This is a genomic window from Pseudogemmobacter lacusdianii, assembly GCF_030848395.1.
GTDB lineage: Bacteria > Pseudomonadota > Alphaproteobacteria > Rhodobacterales > Rhodobacteraceae > Pseudogemmobacter > Pseudogemmobacter lacusdianii.
This window is the reverse complement of record NZ_JAVDBT010000008.1, coordinates 45,189-61,745: the sequence shown is the minus strand read 5'-3', so window position 1 is coordinate 61,745 and position 16,557 is coordinate 45,189. Positions and strand designations below refer to the sequence as shown.

15 protein-coding genes are annotated in these 16,557 nt (G+C 61.9%); 10 read left to right on the top strand and 5 right to left on the bottom strand.

Features of this window, described 5'->3' with window-relative positions:
* Positions 1-14 precede the first annotated feature (14 nt).
* The 5 genes from Q9295_RS09735 (at position 15) to Q9295_RS09715 (ending at position 6,316) form a co-directional block, all read left to right on the top strand.
* Entirely contained in the window at positions 15-1,577 is a 1,563-nt protein-coding gene (locus Q9295_RS09735; RefSeq protein WP_306680364.1) for an NADH-quinone oxidoreductase subunit M, read from the top strand.
* Between the two features lie 10 nt (positions 1,578-1,587).
* A complete protein-coding gene (gene nuoN / locus Q9295_RS09730; protein ID WP_306680363.1) occupies positions 1,588-3,030 on the top strand; it encodes an NADH-quinone oxidoreductase subunit NuoN in 1,443 nt (480 codons plus the stop codon).
* Positions 3,030-3,761 carry a biotin--[acetyl-CoA-carboxylase] ligase gene (locus tag Q9295_RS09725; RefSeq protein WP_306680362.1) on the top strand — a complete coding sequence of 244 codons (732 nt, stop codon included), beginning with the start codon at positions 3,030-3,032 and terminating at the stop codon, positions 3,759-3,761. Before nuoN ends, Q9295_RS09725 begins: the two co-directional genes overlap by 1 nt.
* Before the next feature lie 108 nt (positions 3,762-3,869).
* Positions 3,870-4,643: a type III pantothenate kinase gene (locus tag Q9295_RS09720; protein ID WP_306680361.1), complete on the top strand. Its 774-nt coding sequence runs from the start codon at positions 3,870-3,872 to the stop codon at positions 4,641-4,643.
* On the top strand, positions 4,640-6,316 hold the full coding sequence (locus tag Q9295_RS09715) for a ribonuclease J (RefSeq protein WP_306680360.1): 1,677 nt from the start codon (positions 4,640-4,642) through the stop codon (positions 6,314-6,316). The genes Q9295_RS09720 and Q9295_RS09715 overlap by 4 nt, the downstream gene beginning before the upstream one ends.
* A gap of 117 nt (positions 6,317-6,433) precedes the next feature.
* Here the strand turns inward: Q9295_RS09715 and Q9295_RS09710 are convergent, their stop codons facing one another.
* From Q9295_RS09710 to Q9295_RS09695, 4 genes are all read right to left on the bottom strand, one after another.
* Positions 6,434-8,164 (bottom strand): DEAD/DEAH box helicase, encoded by a 1,731-nt coding sequence (locus Q9295_RS09710; protein ID WP_306680359.1) that lies wholly within the window; start codon positions 8,162-8,164, stop codon positions 6,434-6,436.
* A gap of 139 nt (positions 8,165-8,303) precedes the next feature.
* On the bottom strand, positions 8,304-9,176 hold the full coding sequence (locus Q9295_RS09705; protein WP_306680358.1) for a hypothetical protein: 873 nt from the start codon (positions 9,174-9,176) through the stop codon (positions 8,304-8,306).
* A gap of 85 nt (positions 9,177-9,261) precedes the next feature.
* The gene (locus tag Q9295_RS09700; RefSeq protein WP_306680357.1) at positions 9,262-10,860 is read right to left on the bottom strand and encodes a peptide chain release factor 3; all 1,599 of its coding nucleotides are present in this window, start codon (positions 10,858-10,860) and stop codon (positions 9,262-9,264) included.
* Between the two features lie 56 nt (positions 10,861-10,916).
* Positions 10,917-11,924 carry a Hint domain-containing protein gene (locus tag Q9295_RS09695; protein ID WP_306680356.1) on the bottom strand — a complete coding sequence of 336 codons (1,008 nt, stop codon included), beginning with the start codon at positions 11,922-11,924 and terminating at the stop codon, positions 10,917-10,919.
* Positions 11,925-12,151: 227 nt separating this feature from the next.
* Here Q9295_RS09695 and Q9295_RS09690 point away from each other — a divergent pair, with 227 nt between their 5' ends.
* Both Q9295_RS09690 and Q9295_RS09685 read left to right on the top strand, forming a co-directional pair.
* Complete coding sequence (locus Q9295_RS09690; RefSeq protein WP_306680355.1) at positions 12,152-12,931, top strand: SDR family oxidoreductase; 780 nt, start codon at positions 12,152-12,154, stop codon at positions 12,929-12,931.
* Positions 12,932-12,999: 68 nt separating this feature from the next.
* Positions 13,000-14,142, top strand: coding sequence for an ABC transporter ATP-binding protein (locus Q9295_RS09685; protein ID WP_306680354.1), 1,143 nt, complete (start codon positions 13,000-13,002; stop codon positions 14,140-14,142).
* Here Q9295_RS09685 and Q9295_RS09680 read toward each other — a convergent pair.
* A complete protein-coding gene (locus tag Q9295_RS09680; protein ID WP_306680353.1) occupies positions 14,139-14,513 on the bottom strand; it encodes a helix-turn-helix transcriptional regulator in 375 nt (124 codons plus the stop codon). The two genes, Q9295_RS09685 and Q9295_RS09680, sit on opposite strands and share 4 nt — an antisense overlap.
* A gap of 192 nt (positions 14,514-14,705) precedes the next feature.
* Here Q9295_RS09680 and Q9295_RS09675 point away from each other — a divergent pair, with 192 nt between their 5' ends.
* The 3 genes from Q9295_RS09675 (at position 14,706) to tatC (ending at position 16,551) form a co-directional block, all read left to right on the top strand.
* Positions 14,706-14,912, top strand: coding sequence for a twin-arginine translocase TatA/TatE family subunit (locus tag Q9295_RS09675; protein WP_306680352.1), 207 nt, complete (start codon positions 14,706-14,708; stop codon positions 14,910-14,912).
* A 77-nt stretch (positions 14,913-14,989) separates the two neighbouring features.
* The gene (tatB, locus tag Q9295_RS09670) at positions 14,990-15,652 is read left to right on the top strand and encodes a Sec-independent protein translocase protein TatB (RefSeq protein WP_306680351.1); all 663 of its coding nucleotides are present in this window, start codon (positions 14,990-14,992) and stop codon (positions 15,650-15,652) included.
* Positions 15,649-16,551: a twin-arginine translocase subunit TatC gene (gene tatC / locus Q9295_RS09665; protein WP_306680350.1), complete on the top strand. Its 903-nt coding sequence runs from the start codon at positions 15,649-15,651 to the stop codon at positions 16,549-16,551. The genes tatB and tatC overlap by 4 nt, the downstream gene beginning before the upstream one ends.
* The last annotated feature ends 6 nt before the right edge of the window (positions 16,552-16,557 follow it).

Here is a 16,557-nt window from a genome sequence, read left to right as displayed (position 1 = left end):
GGCGGAACGGTAAAATGGCACAACAACTTCTCTCAATCATCACCTTCCTGCCGCTGGTTGCAGCACTCATCATGGCGCTCTTCATGCGCGGTGATGACCCTGCTGCCCAGATGGGCGCCAAGCGCCTGGCTTTGTTCACCACCACTGCGACCTTCTTGGTCTCGCTGTTCCTGCTGGCCGAGTTCGACCCGTCGAACACTGGCTTTCAATTCGTGGTCGAGCATGAATGGATCATGGGTCTGACCTACCGGATGGGCGTGGATGGGATCTCGATCCTCTTCATCATGCTCATCACCTTCTTGATGCCGATCGTGATCTGGTCGACTTGGGAGGTCACCACCCGCGTCAAAGATTACATGATCGCTTTCTTGGTGCTTGAGACGCTGATGATCGGCGTTTTCTCGGCGCTGGATCTGGTTCTCTTCTACCTCTTCTTTGAGGCCAGCCTGATCCCGATGTTCCTGATCATCGGCATCTGGGGCGGCAAGGACCGCATCTACGCGGCCTTTAAATTCTTCCTCTACACCTTCCTCGGCTCGGTGCTGATGCTGGTGGCGATGATTGCGATGTTTAATGCCGCTGGCACCACCTGCATCGGCGGCTGTGGGGAGGGCAATGTCTCGCTCCTGACCCATACCTTCTCGTCCGATAGCTTCTCGCTGATGGGCTTCCAGATCGTCGGCGGCATGCAAACGCTGCTGTTCTTGGCCTTCTTCGCCAGCTTCGCGGTGAAGATGCCGATGTGGCCGGTGCACACTTGGCTGCCCGATGCCCACGTGCAAGCGCCGACCGCTGGTTCGGTCGTGCTGGCAGCGGTCTTGCTGAAAATGGGCGGCTACGGCTTCCTGCGCTTCAGCCTGCCGATGTTCCCGGTGGCGACCGATCTCTTGGCGCCGGTGGTGTTCTGGATGTCGGCCATCGCCATTGTCTACACCTCGCTGGTCGCTTTGGTGCAGTCGGATATGAAAAAGCTGATCGCCTATTCGTCGGTCGCCCATATGGGCTATGTGACGATGGGGATCTTCACGGTGAACCAGCAAGGTTTGGATGGTGCGATCTTCCAGATGATCAGCCACGGCTTCATCTCGGGCGCTTTGTTCTTGGCCGTGGGCGTGATCTACGACCGGATGCACACCCGTGAGATTGATGCTTACGGTGGTCTGGTGCTGCGGATGCCGCGCTATGCATTGGTGTTCATGTTCTTCACCATGGCCAACGTCGGCCTGCCGGGCACTTCGGGCTTCGTGGGCGAATTCCTGACCATCATGGGCATCTTCCAAGTCAACACTTGGGTGGCACTGGTGGCCGCAAGCGGCGTGATCCTTTCGGCCTCTTACGCGCTCTGGCTCTATCGTCGCGTTGTCTTTGGTGATCTCGTCAAAGACAGCTTGAAAACCATCACCGATATGACCGGCCGTGAGAAAGCGATCTTTGCACCGCTGATCTTCATGACGCTGCTCTTGGGCATCTACCCAAGCTTGGTCACCGACATCATCGGCCCGTCTGTCGCGGCGCTGATCACCGACTATAACGCCTCGCTGCCGGTCACTGAGCTGGCCGCAGTGGCGCTGCACTGAGGACGACAAGATGAGCGCTGTTCCTGATTATGTCATCGTCCTGCCCGAGATTATCTTGGGTCTCTGGGCCATGGCCGCGCTTATGGTTGCGGTCTACACCGGCAAGGACAAGCTGGCGGTTGCGCTGACTTGGGCCACGGCGGGGCTCTTTGTGGCCCTCGCGCTTTGGGTTGGTCTTGGCCAGCATGGCGAGCGTGCGGCCTTTGGCGGCATGTTCATCGACGATCCCTTTGCCCGCTTTGCCAAGGTCACCATCCTGATCTCGGCCGCCGCCGTCATGGTGATGAGCCAAGATTACATGAGCCGCCACGGCCTTTTGCGCTTTGAGTTCCCGGTGCTTGTCGCGCTTGCCTCTTTGGGCATGATGATGATGGTCTCGGCCGGAGATCTCATGGCCCTCTACATGGGGCTCGAACTGCAATCCTTGGCGCTTTACGTTGTTGCCGCCATGCGCCGCGATTCCGTTCGCTCCTCGGAAGCGGGTCTGAAGTATTTCGTGCTGGGCTCTTTGTCCTCGGGCATCCTGCTTTACGGCGCTTCGCTGACCTATGGCTTTGCTGGCACCACCGCCTTCTCGGGCATCCTTGCCTCCGTCGGTGGCGAAGTCCCCGTCGGTCTGCTGATCGGTCTCGTCTTCATGCTGGCGGGTCTTGCCTTCAAAGTCTCGGCCGCGCCCTTCCATATGTGGACCCCGGATGTCTACCAAGGCTCGCCCACCCCGGTGACGGCCTTCTTCGCCACCGCTCCGAAAGTGGCGGCGATGTTCCTGATCGCGCGTCTGGTGCATGAGGCCTTTGGCTCCATCCCCAGCCAATGGGGCCAAGTGCTGGCCGCTCTTGCCGTGATCTCGATGTTCCTTGGCGCCGTGGCGGCCATCGGTCAGCGCGACATCAAGCGTCTGATGGCCTATTCCTCGATCGCCCATATGGGCTATGCGCTGATTGGTCTGGCCGTAGGCACCGCTTACGGCGTGCAAGCGACGCTGGTCTATATGGCGATCTATGTCACCATGAATATCGGCACCTTCGCCTTCATCCTGTCGATGGAGCGTGATGGCCGTCCGGTGACCGATATCGCCAGCCTCAACCAGTTCTCGAAGAAAGAGCCGCTGAAGGCGCTGGCGCTTTTGGTGCTCTTCTTCAGCCTCGCCGGTGTGCCGCCGATGCTCGGGTTCTTCGGCAAGTTCTATGTGCTGAAGGCGGCGGTGGATGCGGGCATGGTCTGGCTTGCGGTTGCCGGTGCCTTGGCTTCGGTGATCGGTGCCTTCTACTACCTGCGCGTCGTCTACTTCATCTACTTCGGTGCCGAGCAAGAGCCGGCTGACAGCCGCATGGCGCCGGTGCAATGGGTGATGTTGGTTGGCGTGGCCGCGCTGATGCTGATCGGGGTGATCAACCTCTTCGGCATCGAAGGCCCGGCGATGACCGCCGCACAATCGCTCGTCCAGCGCTGATGAGCCTCAATATCGCTGCGGGCCGGATCACTCTGGCCCGCACCGACAGCACCAACGCCGAGGCCTTCCGCCGCGCACCCGATCTGAAGCAACCGCTTTGGATCTTGGCGGATGAGCAAAGCGCGGGCAGGGGCCGTCGCGCCCGTCCTTGGGTCAGCCCGATCGGCAATTTCTACGGCACTTTGGCGATGCGGGTGACCGAGCCTCCCGCCACCGTGGCGCTGCGCAGCTTCGCCGCCGCTTTGGCGCTCCGCGATGCCTTTGTGGCGATCACCGGCCTTGCCGACAACTTTACCCTTAAATGGCCCAATGACGTGCTGCTCAATGGCGGCAAAGTCGCGGGCATCCTGCTCGAGGCCTCCGGCGACACGCTTGCGATCGGCATTGGCGTCAATCTGATCGGTAGCCCGCCGCCAAGCGCTGTTGAGCCCGGCGCCACCCCGCCGGTGAACCTTCTGGCCGAAACCGGCTTGCGCCTCACCCCCAACGCCTTCCTCGACCACCTCGCCCCGGCCTTCGCCGCCCGCGAGGCCAGCTTCCAATCTCAAGGCTTCGGCCCTTTGCGGCAAGACTGGCTCGCCCATGCCGCCCGACTGGGCGAGATCATCATCGCCCGCACCGGGACCGAGACTCGCCAAGGCGTCTTCGAGAGCATCGACGATGAGGGCAACCTGATCCTGCGCATGGCCAGCACCACCCTTGCCATCCCCGCCGCCGAGGTGTTCTTCTAAACCTCAAGCCTGATCTGCCCCGCCAGATCTTTCATCTTGACCGAAATACTCCACGGGGGTCCGGGGGTGTGAAACCCCCGGCCTTCGGCCATAACCCAGAGACCAAACATGCTTCTCGCCATCGATTGCGGCAATACAAACACGGTTTTCTCGGTCTGGGACGGCGAAAGCTTCCTCGCCACTTGGCGCATCGCCACCGATCACAAGCGTACGGCTGACGAATATTTCGTCTGGCTCTCAAGCCTCATGGCGTTGACCAAGGTCGATGTGCAAGTGACCGAGGCGATCATCTCCTCGACCGTGCCGCGCGTCGTCTTCAACCTGCGCGTCCTTTGCGACCGTTACTTCGACTGCCGCCCGCTGGTGGTGGGCAAGCCCGAATGCCGCCTGCCAGTCACGCCGCGCGTCGATCAAGGCACCACTGTGGGCCCGGATCGCCTCGTCAATACCGTCGCCGGGCATGACCGCTATGGCGGCGACCTGATCGTGGTGGATTTCGGCACTGCCACCACCTTTGACGTGGTGGACAGCGACGGCGCTTATGTCGGCGGTGTCATCGCCCCCGGCGTCAACCTCTCGCTGGAAGCGCTCCACATGGCCGCTGCCGCGCTGCCGCATATCGACATTGCCAAACCGCCGCGGGTCATCGGCACCAATACGGTTGCCTGCATGCAATCGGGCGTTTACTGGGGTTATGTCGGCTTGATTGAGGGCATCGTGCGGGAAATCCGCCGTGAGCGCCCCCGGCCGGTGAAAGTTATTGCTACCGGAGGCCTTGCCGGATTGTTCGCCCAAGGCACCGATGTCTTCCATTCCATTGAGGACGACCTGACAATGCATGGTCTGGTCCTCATCAACGCCTATAACAAGGAAACGGTATGAGTAAGGACCGCCTGATCTACCTCCCCCTCGGGGGCGCCGGCGAGATCGGCATGAACTGCTACGTCTATGGCTATGGTGCCCCGGGGAAAGAGCGGCTGATCGTGATCGATCTGGGCGTGACTTTCCCCGATATGGATGGTGCGCCGGGCGTGGATGTGATCATGCCCGATATCGCTTGGCTGGAAGAGCGGGTTGATCGGATCGACGCCATCTTCATCACCCATGCGCATGAAGACCATATCGGCGCGCTTGGCCATCTGTGGCCGAAGCTGAAGAAGAAAGTCTATGCCCGTCGCTTCACCGCCACCATTGGTCGGTTGAAGATGGAAGAGGCAGGCCTGCCGACCGATGCGATCATCACCGTCGATCCGCGCCCTAAGGTGGTGGAAGCGGGCCCCTTCAAGGTGCAGTTCCTGCCCGTTGCGCATTCGATCCCGGAAAGTGCGGCGCTGATCATCGACAGCCCCGCCGGTCGGGTGGTGCATTCGGGCGACTTCAAACTTGACCAATCCCCGGTGGTGGGCGAGCCGTGGAATGACGCCGCGTGGGAGGCTGTTGCGGCAGAGCGCCCGGTGAAAGCGCTGATGTGCGATTCCACCAACGTCTTCTCGACCCATCAAGGCCGCTCGGAAGCGACCTTGGCCGGCCCGCTGACCGAGCTGATCTCCAAGGCCACCGGCATGTTCGTCGCCACCACTTTCGGGTCGAACGTCGCACGTCTGAAGACCTTGGCCGAGGCCGCCCGCGCCTCTGACCGCTCGATCTGTGTCTTGGGCCGCTCGATGAAGCGGATGCTTTCCGTGGCCGAGCAAACCGGCGTTCTGGCGGGCTTCCCGCGCGTGATCTCGCCCGAGGAAGCTTTGGAGATCCCGCGCCGCAACCTGATGCTTCTGGTGACCGGCAGCCAAGGTGAACGCCGTGCTGCCTCGGCCGCGCTCAGCCGTGGCAAATACCTTGGGTTCGAGATGAAGGCGGGCGACAGCTTCCTCTTCTCCTCGCGCACCATCCCGGGCAATGAGCGCGGCGTCATCAAGATCTGGAACGCCTTCTCCGAGATGGGCGTACGGATCATCGACGACAACAACGGGCTCTACCACGTCTCGGGCCATGCTAACCGCCCCGATCTTGAGCATGTCCACCGGCTCTTGCTGCCCGATATGTTGGTGCCGATGCATGGCGAGCATCGCCATCTGGCCGAGCATACGCGTATCGCGCATGAGGCCGGGATTGCTGGCGCGGTCGCGGTCAATGGCACGATGATGGACATCACAGGAGAAGCGCCGCGTGCGGTCGAGTTCATCGAGACCGGCCGCCTTTACCTTGACGGCTCGGTGCTGATCTCGGCGATGGACGGCGTGGTCCGCGACCGGATCCGCATGGCGCTGAACGGCCATGCTTTGGTGACGCTGATCTTGGACGAAAAGAACGACCCGATGGGCGATCCTTGGGTCGAGCTGATGGGCCTTACTGATCTTGGCAAGGGCGGGCGGCCTTTGAACGAAACGATCGAGGGCGATCTGGCCGAATATATGGCGCGTGCGGGCCGCAAGGTGCTGCGCGACGATGCGCGGCTTGAGGAAGAGATCCGCAAGGTGACGCGTCAGGTGGCGATGGAAGAGATTGGCAAAAAGCCCGAGGTGACGGTGGTGATCAGCCGTCTTGTCGCCGAATAAGCTTTTGCTTTGTTATGAAAAGGGGCGCTCCGTGATTGCGGAGCGCCCCTTTTTTTATGCCAGTCGTAACGCCCAAGAGGCTGCAAAAGGAAAGGGGGCCTTAAGGCCCCCAATCGCTTAGCTCTCGCTATGTTCCGCTTCTTGCGGCGCTTCATTCTCTTCGACCGGAGCCGATTTGATCGCAAAGCTGCGGGTCAAGAAGTCCGGGACGTGGTCCCCCAGACCGATGACCACCGGACCATCATCGCGACGATCGCGGCCAAAGCGGCGGTCATCGCGCGGCTCGCGATTGGCCTCACGCGGCTGGTCGCGGTTGGTATCGCGGCCCGCATCACGGCTGTGCTCACGACCCGTCTCACGACCTGCGTCACGCGGCGTGTCGCGGCGCTCGCCCCGCTCTTCACGGTTCTGGTCGCGTGCGCCGTCGCGGCCGCCACGGCTGGAATTGCGCCCACCTTCGCGGCGATCATCCCGACGCTCTTCGCGCGGCTCTGCCTTCGGGGCTTCCACTTTCGGCGCTTCAACCGGCGTTTCCAGGGAAACCGTCAGCGGCTGCAACGAGGCCTCTTCGCCATGCGGCTTGCGGGGACGTTCGCGGTCACGGTCACGGCCCTTGCGGCCACCCCGTTCGCCATCGCGGCCACGCGGCGCACGATCTTCACGCGGCGGGCGATTGCTGCCAGCCGAAGCCAGGTCCAAGCCTTCCGGCACCGGCAAAGCCGGGATTTCCATCTTCACCAGCGAGGTGATCGCGGTGAGATATTTCTCATCCGCTGGCACCGCGATCGTATAGGCCTTGCCCAGACGACCCGCGCGGCCGGTGCGGCCAATGCGGTGCACATAATCTTCCGGATGTGAGGGCACGTCGAAGTTAAAGACGTGGCTCACGGCCGGAATGTCCAAGCCCCGCGCTGCCACATCCGAGGCAACAAGGATATGCAAAGAGCCGTCACGGAAGGCGTCCAAAGTCTTCATCCGGTCGGATTGCGCCAGATCGCCATGGATGGCGCCTGCATTGAAACCATGCGATTTCAGTGACTTGGTGACAACGTCCACATCCATCTTGCGGTTGCAGAAGACGATGGCGTTGGTGCAGGCCTCACCCTCAAGCTTGATAAGCTCCCGCAGCACAGCGCGCTTTTCGGTGAAGCTGCGGTCCTTGCGGGTGGGGGTGAAAGAGACCAGCCCTTGGGTGATGGTCAGCGAGGTCGTGGCTTGGCGCGCGACTTCGATCTTCGCCGGATTGGCGAGGAAAGTGTTGGTGATGCGCTCAATCTCGGGTGCCATGGTGGCCGAGTAGAACATGGTCTGGCGCGAGAAGGGCGTCAGTTGGAAGATGCGCTCGATATCCGGGATAAAGCCCATGTCGAGCATCCGGTCGGCCTCATCCACCACCATGATCTGCACGCCGGTCAAGAGAAGCTTGCCGCGTTCGAAATGGTCCAAGAGACGGCCGGGGGTGGCGATCAGCACGTCGACGCCACGGTCGATCAGCTTGTCTTGCTCACCAAAGGACACGCCGCCAATCAACAAAGCCTTGGTCAGCTTGGTGTGCTTGGCGTAAATGTCAAAATTTTCAGCGACTTGGGCGGCGAGTTCGCGCGTCGGTGCCAGCACCAAGCTGCGCGGCATCCGGGCGCGGGCGCGGCCTTGGCCCAAAAGCGTGATCATCGGCAGCGTGAAGCTGGCGGTTTTGCCGGTGCCGGTCTGGGCGATGCCCAGCACGTCGCGGCCCTTCAACGCCTCGGGAATGGCTTGTGCCTGAATGGGCGTGGGGCTCTCATAGCCAGCTTCGTCGATGGCTTGCAGCACGCGCGGGTCGAGCGCGAGGTCCGAGAATTTGGTCATTAGCGTCCTGTCATGGCGGGATCGGCCCGCACTTTAAGAAGGGACGCTGGTTCTGGGCGCCCCGCGGATTGGGCCTTTGCCCACATCGGCGCGATACAGGAAGGGGGGCTTGTGGTCAAGTTAAAGCACAAAAACCCCGCTATTCGGGCATTTTTGCATCCTTTTGGGCCAAGGGATCGCCATTCGGCGACGCAGCTTTGTGGTGCGCCTTTGTCGATCGATGCGCGCGCAAGGCCTCACGCATCAGGCCCAGTCGGCGAAAAAGATTGCCCGGATCGTCGTTCAGCATTTGCAAAAGTTGAGAAGCGATGCGGCCCGCAACGGGCTCAGACTGCGCCATCTGCCAGATCTGGGCGAGGAAGTTGATATCGAGCCCGCCTTTCAAAAGCGAGAAACCCGGCATGCCCAAGGGCAGATCTTGGCTGTTACTGCGCCGGGCGGCAAAGGGCTTTGCGGCAGGGGAGCCAGAATGAAGCCGCTCAAACTCATAAAGTTTCATCAATGAAAAGAGGATGTTCATCGACAATCCGATGCGGCGCTGTGCCTCATTATGGCCGTGATCGCCAAAGGTGATGACCGAGGATATCAGCCATCGGGGCGAAAGCTCGGCCAGAAGCGTCTCGCTTTCCTCGGCCCAGATCCGCCGGAACAGCCGCGCGGCGCCGCGCGGGGCTTTGGTCTTGCGCAGATGTGCGATCAGCAGGGCGTTGAGAGCGGCAAGCTCGCTTGCGCCTTCCATCTCGCGGCGGATTTCATGGCGCTTGGCGGCATGGGCCGAGGCGCCGCGCGGCAATTCCGGCTCAGGCCCAAGGCGGGCTTGCGCCAAGGCGCGCAGATCGCAGTCGAGCGGCGGCAATGCCTCGCCTTCGGCGCGGCGCAGGGGTTTGCGGCGGGTGTTCCAAAGGTCAATCAGCGACTCAGGCGCGCCGGGGTAGGTCTGCTGTCCGGATGCATCGCCCGGCATGGAACCGGGCTGCGCGACGGCAGGGGCGGGCGGGATTGGGTCTGACATGATGCCTCCGGGCGCGCAGTTTGGCGCGCCCGCTGGGACTTGGCAAGCTGGCGCTTGGCGGCTTTGGCCCGCGCAATACCCGCCTTTAGGCCATCATTTCCTTGGTCGCCGTCAGGCTGGCGCCGGGATAGTCGCGCTGCACGCGGTCAATGTCCCATTGCAGGCGGGTCAGGAAGACAAGATCGCCGTCGCTGTCGGTGGCGATATGCTGTTTGTTGACGTTGACCAGCTTTTCCACCTCGGCCTTGTCGCCCGAGATCCAGCGGGCAGAGCTGAAGTTAGAGCCCTCAAATCGCACGGGAATTTGGTATTCCTGTTCGATCCGGCTGGCCAGCACGTCAAATTGCAGCGCGCCGACGACGCCGACAATAAAGCCCGAGCCGATCATCGGTTTAAAGACCTTCGCGGCACCTTCCTCGGCGAATTGGGTCAGCGCTTTTTCCAAGTGCTTGGCCTTCATCGGGTCGGTGGCGCGGATGTTTTGCAGCAGTTCCGGCGCGAAAGAGGGAATGCCGGTGAAGCGCAACGCCTCACCTTCGGTCAAAGCATCGCCGATGCGCAGCTGGCCGTGGTTGGGAATGCCGATGATATCGCCGGCCCAAGCCTCATCCGCCAATTCGCGGTCGGCGGCCAAGAAGAGCACCGGGTTGGTCACCGCCATGATCTTTTTCGAGCGCACATGCGTCAGCTTCATGCCGCGCTCAAAATGCCCCGAGGCAAGGCGCACGAAGGCCACCCGGTCGCGGTGCTTGGGGTCCATATTGGCTTGAACTTTAAAGACAAAACCCGTGACCGGCTTTTCCTCGGCCGAAACCGTGCGGCCTGCGGATTTCTGCGGCTGCGGCTCGGGGCCGAAGCTGCCGATGCCTTCCATCAGTTCTTTGACGCCAAAGGAGTTGATCGCCGAGCCAAACCAGATCGGCGTCATCGCACCTTGCAAGAAGGCGCTGCGGTCAAAGGCAGGAAGCAATTCCCGCGCCATAGCGATCTCTTCGCGCAGTTGCGCAAGCTGATCGGCGGGGATGTGATCGGCCAGTTTGGGGTCGTCCAAGCCATTGATCGAGATCGATTCCGCCACTTTATTGCGGTCGGCCCGGTCCATCAGCTCAAGCCTGTCGTTCAAAAGGTCATAGGCGCCAAGGAAATCGCGGCCCGAGCCGATCGGCCAAGAGGCAGGGCACACGTCAATCGCCAGATTCTCTTGGATCTCATCGATGATCTCAAAGGTATCGCGGCTTTCGCGGTCCATTTTGTTACAAAATGTCAGGATCGGCAGATCGCGCAGCCGGCAAACCTCGAAAAGCTTCTGGGTCTGGCTTTCCACGCCCTTCGCGCCGTCGATCACCATGATCGCGGCATCCACCGCGGTCAGCGTGCGATAGGTGTCTTCGGAGAAGTCACTGTGGCCGGGGGTATCCACCAGATTGAAGCGGTACTGCCGGTATTCAAAGGACATTGCCGAGGCCGAGACCGAAATGCCGCGGTCTTGCTCCATCTTCAAAAAGTCCGAGCGCGTGCGCCGGGCCTCGCCCTTGGCGCGCACCTGTCCGGCCATCTGAATGGCGCCACCGAAAAGCAGGAACTTTTCGGTCAAAGTGGTCTTGCCGGCGTCGGGATGCGCGATGATCGCGAAGGTCCGGCGGCGGGAGATTTCGGGCGGAAGCAGGGGGGCATTGTCCAACATGCCGCGGGTCATAACGATAAATGCGGCCCGCGTAAACGGGGCAGAAAGGGCCGCAATTAACGCGGGCTGCGGCGACGGGGCGCAGGGCTGAAAAGGGCTGCCGGGCCAACCTCGGACAGAAATTGCCGGCTGGCCTCCGTGCCGAAATGCTGGACTTGCGTAAGGCCGGGGAAGCTTGATTGCAGCTCTTGCGCAATCTCGGGCGGCAGACGGCTGACGGTGGCGTCATTGACCATCAGGCTTTCCGCCGGAATGCCCTCGGCATAGATGATCTCATGGCGGTCAAAGACCAGACTGAAAAACTCTACCGCGCCGCCTTCGCGGATGAAGACCTTCTCGTCATCGACCAGATGCTTGGCCTGCACCAAGAGCTCAGAGGTGCTAAGCCCTTGACTGCGTTGACGTTGGTAAAGGAACATCCGGTGATGCTGGCTGACGATCAGATCGCCGGAATTGCCCAGCGTGCCCGCCAAGATCACCACCGGCGCAAAGGCGCCATGCGCCCGCACCGTGGCACGCGGCAAGAGCCGCAAGGGCTGCGGCCCGTGATCGCGGGTCAATATCTTGTCGCCACGCCGCAAGTTCTCGACCGGCTTTTGCGCGCCGGTGGCCAGCGTGATCAGGGTGCCGCGCGCGAAGGAGACGCAGATCAGATCCGAAAGCCGGGTCTCTTCCGGCGCGGTCTCGACCTTGACCAAAGTATAATCGAGCTGGGCGGAAAGCGGCGACAGCGGCAAAGCGAAAAGCGCGCCCCCGATCGACAGAAGCAGGATTTCAACCTTATCGCCGCCCGCTGACATCATCGTATAGCGCGCCTCGGTGCGCAGCTTTTGACCCTCAACCCCCACGGCAGAGCCCGCCGCCACCTGCGGATCGGCGCCGCCAGCGGGGCGGGTCATCACCAGCCGCAAGGGCTGGGCGCTGGCTTCAAGCTCATAGATATCACCCGCAAGCACTTGATCTGGAAGGTCCAACCCCTCACCAGAATTGACCCCGATCGTCACATAAATCGCATCCGCTGCAAAAAGCTGGCAGGCGTGGCCGGGCAGGTCGTTGGCGGACATCAGGCTGCGGTCCTTCTGCGGGTGGGCAAATGTACATATCGGGCAAATCGCGGTGCCAACTCTCTTAGCAATCGCGCGGCCCTAGGGTCAAACGCTCGCTGGCAGTTCTAGGAGGGCTTTGTGACCCCAAGCTTTTGCGAAAAAGACGTAAGATGCGTGAAAGACCGGGTTCCGAACCAAGCCCTGCGGCGTTAGCCTAGCGGCAAGTCAGGCAAGAGGGGCGGAGCATGGATCTGGGAATTCGCGGCAAAAAGGGCATCGTCTGCGCGGCCTCAAAGGGGCTTGGGCGTGGCTGCGCCGAGGCTTTGGCCGCAGCGGGGGTTGATCTGGTGATCGCAGCCCGCGGCGCCGAAGCACTTGAGGCGACGGCGGAGGATCTGCGCAAGGCCGGGGTGACGATCACCCCCGTCCAATGCGATATCACCACGCCTGAGGGGCTGGCCGATGTTTTGGCAGCGGCCGGGGCGCAGGTGGATATCCTTGTCACCAACGCTGGCGGCCCGCCTCCGGGGCTGTGGAGCGATTGGGCGCGGGAGGATTTTCTGAAAGCGATTGATGCCAATATGCTGACGCCGATTGCGCTGATGCAGGCGGTGCTGCCGGGGATGATGGCGCGCGGCTGGGGCAGGGTGGTGAATATCACCTCGGCTTCCGTCAAAGCGCCGATTGGGGTTTTGGGGCTGTCGAACACCTCGCGCGCTGGTCTGACCGGATTTGTCGCGGGCACGGCGCGACAAGTGGCCGGTAAGGGGGTGACGATCAACAATCTTTTGCCCGGCATCCATGCCACCGACCGCGCGGTGGCTTTGGATCAAGGCGTGGTGCGGGCGCAGAATATCTCCTATGAAGAAGCCCAAGCGCAGCGCATGGCCTCGATCCCGGCGGGGCGTTATGGCAGTCCGGCCGAGTTCGGTGCGGCTTGCGCCTTCCTCTGCTCGACCCATGCCGGTTTCATCGTCGGGCAGAACATCCTTCTCGATGGCGGGGCCACCAATCTGTCGCTTTAAGCGTTTCGTTGCAGCGGCGGGCTTTGGATGATAGCGGCGGCCTTTCTGGCGTTTTGCATGGGATTGTGATGACCGTGACTGCGAAAGACATCGGCAAAGGCAAGGCTGAGCCCGGGCAGTTCGAGGCCGGGCAGGCTGTTCCTCGGCTAGAGGTCAAAGGCCTAAGCCGCAGCTTTGCCGGGCGCGCCGTGGTGCAAGATGTGGCGCTTTCGGTGGCGCCGGGGCAGGTGACTTGCCTCCTCGGCCCCTCGGGCTGCGGCAAATCCACCACTTTGCGGATGATCGCGGGCGTTGAGACGACGGATGCGGGTGAGATCTGGATCGATGGTCAGCGCATGGCCGGTCCGGGCCTGCATCTGCCCCCCGAGCGGCGCGGCATTGGCATGATGTTCCAAGATTTCGCGCTCTTCCCGCATCTGACCGTGGCGCAGAATGTCAGTTTCGGTCTCAGCGGCCCATCGGCGGCCAAAGCCGCGCGGGTGCGCGATCTTTTGGAGCGGGTGGGGCTGGCCAGCTTTGCATCGAAACACCCGCACCAGCTTTCGGGTGGCGAGCAGCAGCGCATCGCCTTGGCCCGCGCCTTGGCACCGCGCCCGCAGGTGATGCTGATGGATGAGCCCTTCAGCGGGCTCGACAACCGTCTGCGCGACGGCATCCGCGATGCCACGCTGGAGATCTTGAAAGAAGAGCGTACCGCGGTGGTTCTGGTCACCCATGAGCCGGATGAGGCGATGCGGATGGCCGATGAGATCGCCTTGATGCGGGGTGGACGCATCGTGCAAAGCGGCGCGCCCTATAACATCTATAACGCGCCGGTGGACAAAGCCGCTGCGGCCTTCTTTAGCGATATCAACGTGATCCGCGGGACCAGCAAAGGCGCTTTGACGCAAACCCCCTTTGGCGAGTTCCTGACCCCCGGCCATGCCGATGGCGCGCCGGTCGAGATCATCATCCGCCCGCAGCATCTGAAGATCGACTTTGACCGTGGCGGGCGCGGACCTTTGCCAACGCCGCAAGACGGCACGGCAGCACGGGGCCGGGTGGTGCGGGCGCGCTATCTGGGGCGCGAAAGTCTGGTGGAATTTGAGATGGAGGCGGACGGGTCGCGGCTCACCGCCTCGGTTCCCGGCGTGTTCATGCCGCAACTTGGCCGCGCCTTGTGGCTGATGATCCGCCGCGACCGCTGCTTTGTCTTTCCGGGGCAGCGCTAACCGTCCGAAGGCTCGGCCTCCGGACCGTCAGAAAGCCCCGCTTGCGGCAGCAAGGTCGCCACTTTCGCCAAAAGACTGCGCGCGGCGCGGGCGCGGGTCGGATCTTGCGCCTCGATATGGCGCAGTCCCATGGTCAGCGCGTCCAACTCATCGGGGGTAAGCATGGTCGGCGGCAGCACAAGTGGGGCGCGCAGGATATAGCCCAGACCACGCTCACCAATCACCGGAATGCCGGTTTCAGCCGCCATCTTCATATCGCGCCAAATGGTGCGGTCCGACACGCCCAAACGCTCGGCCAACTCGGTCGCGGTGTGCAATTTGCCGTCGCGCAGGATCTGCACCAGATCGTAAAGCCGAGCGTCGCGTTTCATTCCATCCCTCATTCGCAGCGGCCAAAGCCGCCTGCAAAGCGCCCGTAACGGCAGGGCAACTGACAAAATACTGTCAGTTGCGCCCTTCGGCCAGCGGTTTCTCCCTTGGATGTGCGGCGGGACTTGCCATATTGGGCGCAGTAATTTCGACAACCTCACCGCCGGTTAGGCCGGTTTCACGGGAGAAGAACCATGCATGCTCCGGGTCCTATGCAGCTTTTGCTGATCGCGATCGTCCTTTTGGTGCTGTTCGGCCGCGGCAAGATCTCATCGATGATGGGTGAAGTCGGCAAAGGCATCACCGCCTTCAAGAAGGGCGTCAAAGACGGCAGCGACGAGATCGAACAAGCCGCCTCCGAGGCCGCCAAAGACGTGACGCCGGAAAAGGACAAAGTCTGATCGGTAGAACGGTAAGCGGCAGCACTTTTGTCGGCAGCAGGACTGCCGACAACAAGGTGAGGGGCGGGACGTAAGATATGGACTTCAGTTGGTCCGAGATGATGCTTGTGGGCGTGGTCGCATTGATTGTGATCGGCCCCAAGGATTTGCCTGGGATGTTCCGCGAATTGGGGCGCATCACCGCAAAACTGCGGTCGATGGCGCGGGAATTCAGCCGGGCGATGGAGCAGGCGGCCAAGGACAGCGGCGTCCAAGACGTGGCCAGCGACCTTAAGAAGGTGGCCAATCCCGCTGCGACGGGCTTGAACGCGGTGAAAAGCGCTGCGGATAAGTTCGAGAAGTGGGATCCGCTGAAGAAGACCGTGATCCCGGCGGGCGGGGCGACCCCGGCAGCAGCTCCTACGGCGACCGCAACGGCGGCTGCTGCGGTGGCACCTAGCGATTTGCCCACCACTCCGGCACTGGCGGCTACGCCCGTGGCAGAGCCCGCAACTCTTGGTCCTGCCACAGCAGCCTTGGCCGAACAGCAAGCCGCGCGCAAAGCCGTGGCCCAAGAGGCGGCAGATAAGCTGCGCAAAATCTCTGCCCCCGTTGAGGCGGCACCTGCCGAGCCTGCCGCGAAAGCCGCGCCCAAGCCGGCGAAGGCCGAACCGGCCGTTGAACCCGCCTCGGAAGCGCCTGTACGCAAACCGGGTCGCACCCGCAAAAAAGCTGATCCCGCATCGGGTGAGACCCTATGAGCAAGACCGAAGAGATTGACCACAGCTCGGCCCCGCTGGTTGAGCATTTGGCAGAGTTGCGCAGCCGGTTGATCTGGTCGGTCGCGGCCTTCATGGTGGGGATGCTCTTGTGCTTCCTCGTCGCCGAGCCGATCCTCGACTTCCTGTTGATGCCGATCGAAAAAGCGATGCGGGCCTTGGGCAATCCCAACCCGGTGATGCAATACACCGCACCGCAAGAGTATTTCTTCACCTTGATGCATATCGCTTTGGTTGGCGGGTTGATGGTCAGCTTCCCGGTCATCGGCTATCAGCTGTGGCGCTTTGTGGCGCCGGGGCTGTATCGTTCGGAAAAACAGGCGTTCTTGCCCTTCCTGATCGCCTCGCCGGTGCTTTTCTTGGCCGGGGCTGCCTTTTCGCATCTGGTCGTTACGCCAATGGCGATGCAGTTCTTCCTTGGCTATGCCGACAGCGCCACGATCCTCAGCGCGCTGATCCCCAGCTATAACGAGGCGCCGGAAGGCGTCTTGGTGGCCGAGCCGGTGGTGAAAACCGGCATCGATATTGTCTTCCAAGGTAAGGTCAATGAGACGCTGGATATCTCGCTGAAGCTAATCTTGGCCTTTGGCCTGTGCTTCCAGCTGCCGGTGCTTTTGACGCTGATGGGCAAGGCCGGTCTCGTCTCGGCCGATGGTCTGGCCAAGACCCGCCGTTATGCGATCGTGCTGATCCTTTTCGTGGCCGCCCTTGTGACGCCGCCCGATATCATGAGCCAGCTGATCTTGTTCTTTGCCGTCTATCCGCTTTATGAAGTCTCGATCTTCCTGATCCGCCGTATCGAAAAGCGCCGCGAGGCCGAGCTGAAACGCGATGGTCTTTGGGTGGATGATGCTGAAGATGCGGATGGAGAGCAAGGGTGAGTGACC